General features: G+C 59.7%; 6 protein-coding genes. 3 read left to right on the forward strand and 3 right to left on the reverse strand.

Translation table 11 applies throughout. The features are described from left to right. On the reverse strand, positions 1-380 hold a 380-nt coding region (locus tag Q4Q11_RS30650; RefSeq protein ID WP_498571840.1), incomplete at its 3' end, for an FMN-dependent NADH-azoreductase. A gap of 87 nt (positions 381-467) precedes the next feature. Between Q4Q11_RS30650 and Q4Q11_RS30655 the strand changes: the two genes are divergently transcribed. Beyond that, complete coding sequence (locus Q4Q11_RS30655) at positions 468-848, forward strand: winged helix-turn-helix transcriptional regulator (protein ID WP_498571841.1); 381 nt, start codon at positions 468-470, stop codon at positions 846-848. A 122-nt stretch (positions 849-970) separates the two neighbouring features. Here the strand turns inward: Q4Q11_RS30655 and Q4Q11_RS30660 are convergent, their stop codons facing one another. Next, positions 971-2152 (reverse strand): MFS transporter, encoded by a 1182-nt coding sequence (locus Q4Q11_RS30660; RefSeq protein ID WP_498571842.1) that lies wholly within the window; start codon positions 2150-2152, stop codon positions 971-973. A 188-nt stretch (positions 2153-2340) separates the two neighbouring features. On the opposite strand from Q4Q11_RS30660, the gene Q4Q11_RS30665 reads away from it, so the two are divergent. Beyond that, positions 2341-3054, forward strand: coding sequence for a FadR/GntR family transcriptional regulator (locus Q4Q11_RS30665; RefSeq protein ID WP_112503995.1), 714 nt, complete (start codon positions 2341-2343; stop codon positions 3052-3054). Here Q4Q11_RS30665 and Q4Q11_RS30670 read toward each other — a convergent pair. Further along, a complete protein-coding gene (locus tag Q4Q11_RS30670) occupies positions 3026-4453 on the reverse strand; it encodes an aspartate ammonia-lyase (RefSeq protein WP_112503997.1) in 1428 nt (475 codons plus the stop codon). The genes Q4Q11_RS30665 and Q4Q11_RS30670 overlap by 29 nt on opposite strands. 277 nt (positions 4454-4730) lie before the next feature. Between Q4Q11_RS30670 and Q4Q11_RS30675 the strand changes: the two genes are divergently transcribed. Next, the coding region (locus tag Q4Q11_RS30675; protein ID WP_498571843.1) for an amino acid permease at positions 4731-5585 on the forward strand (855 nt) is incomplete at its 3' end.

Here is a 5585-nt window from a genome sequence, read left to right on the forward strand (position 1 = left end):
CCTTTAGGGCCATCTTCTCCGTAACCGAAGGTCACGCCCGGCCAGATGATGTGATCGAACCAGGCCTTGAGGAGAGAGGATGGCCCGAAGTTGATCATGCTGGACCCAATGACGACGGTGTCGGCATGACGCAGTTCATCGACCAGTGCTTCGGCGAGCGCGACGGCTTCCGCCTGTTCAGGCGTGCGGCTCTCCGATGGTATCGCGCGGCCGTTGATATAGGCCGGCGCAATGTGCTGCAGCGGGTTTGTCGCCAGATCGCGGACGGTGATCGTGCCGCCGGAGCGGGCTTTGAGCCCTTCCGCGATTTCCGTTGCAAAACGAGTGGACAGGCCCTCTGCGCCGCGTGGGCTTGAGGTTACGAGTAGAATGCTGGTCATGATTGCTCCCTGCGGGTGTCTAGTGGTAAATAATAGTTACTGACGCTATTATGGTAACCGGGACAATTCCCGCAAGAAGGCACATTCATGGCACTCAGTCACACCGATTTTCCTATCCCCGGCGACGGTTACGACTGTCGGATGGTCCGAGAAATCCTTGATCTGGTCGGCGACAAGTGGAGCTTGTACGTCATTGCCACGCTGAAGGGCGGTCCTGTCCGTTTTAATCAGTTGCGCCGCCGTATTGATGGTATCTCGCAACGGATGCTGACATTGACCCTGCGCGGGCTGGAGCGTGACGGGCTGGTGAAGAGATCGCTGTTTCCCACCATCCCGCCTCGTGTCGACTATGAGCTGACCGATGTCGGACGGACGTTGCTTGCCCCGGTGATGGCGCTCGTAACCTGGGCTGATTCCAATCAGGATATCATTCAGGATGCTCGAGTGCGCTACGACGCCGGCCTATAGTTTTTTATGGCTCGGGTGGGTGAGAGGAGAACACGAGGCGCGCCTGATCGAAACAAATCCGGCCAGCGGGCAGGGGATATGATTGATCCCATGCGCCAATTCCCGGAGCAGGCATCTGGAAATTACGTGAGAGCCGCGTGCGGCGGGATGGCGCCGCTGCGCCTTTCGCGCGCCGCGGAGAGGATGGCAACCACGCAGGCCAGGGCAAGCGCGACAGCGCCGAGCACGGGCAAGCTGCGATAGCCATATCCACTTTCGAGCAGAGCGGCGCCGACGCTTGCCGCGATCGCAATACCGATATTGAATCCCGATGGGATGAGCGAGGAGGCAAGGCCCGGCGCATCGGCGGTCCACATCAGGATGCGGGCCTGGATGGGAGTGCCAATCGCAAAATTAAGGGCACCCCAAATGAAAATCGTCAGGCTCATCAGCAAGGGATAGGGGCTTACCAGGTAAAGGGCGACGAGTATCGCGGCCTGAATGGCGAGCAGCACGATCAGCGAAGGCATCAGTTTCCAGTCCGACAGCCGGCCGCCAATCACAACACCCAGTGTTGCGCCGACGCCATTGAGCAGGAGCACCCAGGGGATGAGCATGGCATCTAGACCCGTCACTTCGCGCAAAAGCGGGGTTATGTAGGTGAACGGCACCATTTGCCCGATCATCAGCGCGAGCATCATGATAAGTGATGTCCAGACCTGCTGGCGGCCGAGAACGCGCACTTCGCGGCTCAGGTGGCCGGATTGCTGGGCTTCGGCTTTCGTCGGCGGGATCAGCGCCCATATCGCGGCCAATGCGAGGGCGCCGACCAAGGTCATTGCCCAAAACGTCGTGCGCCATCCCCAAAGGCCACCGATTGCCGCGCCGACAGGGACGCCGATAATATTCGAGACGGTCAAGCCTGCGAGGATCACGGAGACCGCGCGTCCTCGAAACGCCTGCGGGACGAGGCCGACTGCAACCACCATGGCAATGCCGAAATACGCGCCGTGAGCGATGGCGGTCGCGACGCGGAAGAAGAGCATGGCTGCGAAGTCCGGAGCGAGCGCACAAGCGACTTGGCCCAAGCAGAAGACGATCGTCAGGGAAAGGAGAATGGTGCGGCGCGAAACCCGTCGTGTCGCCATGGTCAGGAAAGGTCCGCCGAGCGCAATTCCGAGCGCATAGCCGGAAACCAGATAGCCGGCAAAAGGAATCGAGACACCTAAGTCCTGAGCCACATCCGGAAGAATGCCTGCGATGACGAACTCGGTCGTGCCGAAAGCAAACGCGGCCAGAAACAAGGCAAACAGGGGTAAGGGCAAATCCAACTCCCATATAAGGACATAAGGATTTCTTTATATTGCAACAAAGAAGACATCAAGCGTGAGTTGCCGCCAATGCCATTCTCTGCACAAGTCCGGCGTTTTCGAATAGTTTCGAGCCGTGCGTATATCTGTCGTTTCGCGTTCGATCCTTGACAAGCGGAGAATGTTTGTGAAGTTTGGCCGTCATGAGTGAGGTGGCTGATTGGTTATCTTATACAAGTCCGATCAGTCGGAAAAACGCTGCCGAGGCGGTGTTTGAGGATGTTCGTTCGGCAATTACATCGGGACGGTTGGCGGTCGGGACACGGCTGCCCGCCGAGTCGCAGCTTGCCGCGCGTTACGGTGTCAGCCGCCCCATCATCCGTGAGGCGCTCCGTTCCCTTCAAACACTGGGCCTGACCCAGACGCGCACCGGCAGCGGCACCTATGTCGTCACCTCGACACCCGGTCCGGAGCTGCGTTACGGCGGCTATTCTGCCCGCGACCTGATCGAGGCGCGACCCTTCATCGAGGTTCCTGCTGCAGGCTGGGCGGCGCTGCGGCGCACGGAGGAGCAATTGGCGGGATTGCTTGAGCTCTGCGAAGAAATGGATCGAGAGGACGATCCCTTGAAATGGGTGAATCTGGATTCGGAATTCCATTCGACGATCGCCGAATCTTCGGGGAATGCGGTTTTCGCCAAGATCGTATCCGACGCCCGCGATGCGCTGATGCGCCAATCGGAGCTGGTCAACATGATGGCCCAGCGCCGCTTGGCCTCGAATGTCGAGCACCGGCGCATCGTCGAGGCGATTGCGGCGGGTTCGGAACAAGAGGCCATCGCGGCGATGGAAGCTCATCTCGGTCAGGTCAAGCGGGTGGTGACCACGATTATCGGCGAGGATCAGCCTCAGCATTGAGGGCGGCGGGCAGGTTGGCGAGCCGCTCTGGCTGCAGCGCCTCGAAAAGCTCCTCGGCGGTCAGGTATCCATGGTCCAGCACGATCTCCGGCACCGTGCGTCCGCTCGCCAGCGCCTCGCGGGCAACCTTGGTGGCTGCCTGATAGCCGATCAGCGGATTGAGCGCCGTGGCGAGGCCGATCGACTCGTGCAGGCGTTGCGCCATCAGAGCGGGATTGGCCGCGATGCCGTCGACGCAGCGTTCGGCAAGGATGTGGCAGGCTGCGGTCAGATGCAGGATGCTTTCCGACAGCGAACGCACGATAATCGGTTCGAAGGCATTGAGCTGGAGCTGGCCTGCTTCCGCCGCCATGGTCACGGTGATGTCGTTGCCGATAACCGAAAACGCCACCTGGTTGACCATTTCCGGGATTACCGGATTGACCTTGCCGGGCATGATGCTCGAACCGGCCTGCATGGCCGGCAGGGTGATCTCGCCGATGCCGGCGCGAGGGCCGGACGACAAAAGGCGCAGATCGTTGCAGGTCTTCGAAAGCTTGACTGCAACGCGTTTCAGCACGCCCGACAGATGGACGAAGGCACCGGGGTCCTGTGTTGCCTCGATGAGGTCGCTTGCAGTAACCAGCGGGCGGCCTGTCAGCCGGACGAGATGGGCGCAGGCAAGGGCGGCATAGCCGACCGGCGCATTAAGGCCGGTGCCGATGGCGGTAGCGCCGAGGTTGACCTCATGCAGGAGAGCGGCCGATTCGATCAGGCGGGACCGGTCTTCACCGAGCATGACGGAAAAGGTCCTGAATTCCTGGCCGAGCGTCATCGGCACGGCGTCCTGCAGCTGCGTGCGGCCGACCTTCAAAATGCCGTCGAATTCCTTGGCCTTGCGTTCGAAGGCTTCCTGCAGCGTTTCCATTGCCGCCGCCAGTTCGTCGATTGCCTCGATCAGCGCGACATTGACGGCCGTCGGATAGGCGTCGTTGGTCGATTGGCTGAGATTGACATGATCGTTCGGATGCAGATGCGCATAATCGCCCTTGGCATGGCCAAGCAGCTCAAGCGCACGATTGGCGATGACCTCGTTGGCATTCATGTTGGTGGATGTACCGGCACCGCCTTGAATCACATCGACGACGAATTGTTCATGCAGCTCGCCGGCGCGGATTTCCCGGCAGGCCCGCACGATGGCATCGAGCCTTTCTTTGGTAAGTAGGCCAAGTTCATGATTGGCAAGCGCGGCGGCCTCCTTGACGAATGCGAGGCCGCGGATGAGATGCGTATAGCGCCCGATCGGCGTGCCTGTTACCTGGAAGTTTTCAGCCGCTCTTGCAGTGTGCACCCCCCAATAGGCATCGGCCGGGATGTCCTTTTCGCCCAACAGGTCATATTCGCTTCGCGTCTTGACCACATTATCCTCCTATGGTCGAAATCAAGTTGTATCTGTCAAGCTGTATGACAGATTTTAATTCTGTTATCGATTGCGCCGAACCGCGTCAACAAGCCTGATGCTGGGTTGACCTCAGGCAAATTCTATGTCTAAGAGGAAAAATCTGTCATACAGCATTACAGCATGACCGGCGATCGCTGACTTCGATCGGCGGCTTGATTGAAGCGAAAGGGCATCCTGTCGGGCGCAAGCGAGCGCCTCGGACCTGTCCACGGACAAACGGCTCAAGGGAGGAGCAATGTCAGTCGAAACCATCCAGGAAACCATTCAGAATGTGCCGGCAGATCGCCAGCCGCCGGCCAATGAGGATCTTGGCTATCACAAGGCGCTGAAGCCGCGTCAGATCCAGATGATCGCGATCGGCGGCGCGATTGGCACTGGACTTTTCCTCGGTGCTGGCGGGCGGCTTGCCGCAGCCGGCCCGGCGCTGATCTTCGTCTACGCGATCTGCGGCTTTTTCGCCTTCCTGGTGCTGCGTGCGCTTGGTGAGTTGATCATGCACCGCCCGAGTTCGGGCTCCTTCGTCTCCTATGCCCGTGAGTTCTACGGCGAGAAGATGGCCTTTGCCGTCGGCTGGATGTATTGGCTCAACTGGGCGATGACCTCGGTTGCCGATGTGACGGCCGTTGCCCTCTACATGAACTTCTTCAAGCATTACGTTCCCGTCCTTGCCGGTATCGATCAGTGGGTTTTCGCACTGATTGCCCTGATGGTCGTGCTGGTCATGAACCTTCTGTCGGTCAAGGTTTTCGGCGAACTCGAATTCTGGTTCAGCCTTGTGAAGGTCCTGGCGCTCGTCAGTTTCCTCGTCATCGGCATCTATTTCGTCGTCTCCGGCACTCCCATTGCCGGCCATTCGGCAGGCTTCAGCATCATTAGCGACAGCGGCGGCTTCTTCCCCAATGGCATTCTGCCAGCCTTCGTCATCATTCAAGGCGTGGTCTTTGCCTATGCATCGATTGAGCTGATCGGCACGACCGCCGGCGAGACGGAAGATCCGCGCAAGGTCATGCCCGGTGCGATCCGCACGGTGGTCGCCCGCCTGCTGATCTTCTATGTCGGTTCGGTTCTGCTTCTGTCGCTGCTTCTGCCC

Source organism: Rhizobium sp. UFLA01-1127 (assembly GCF_059803845.1).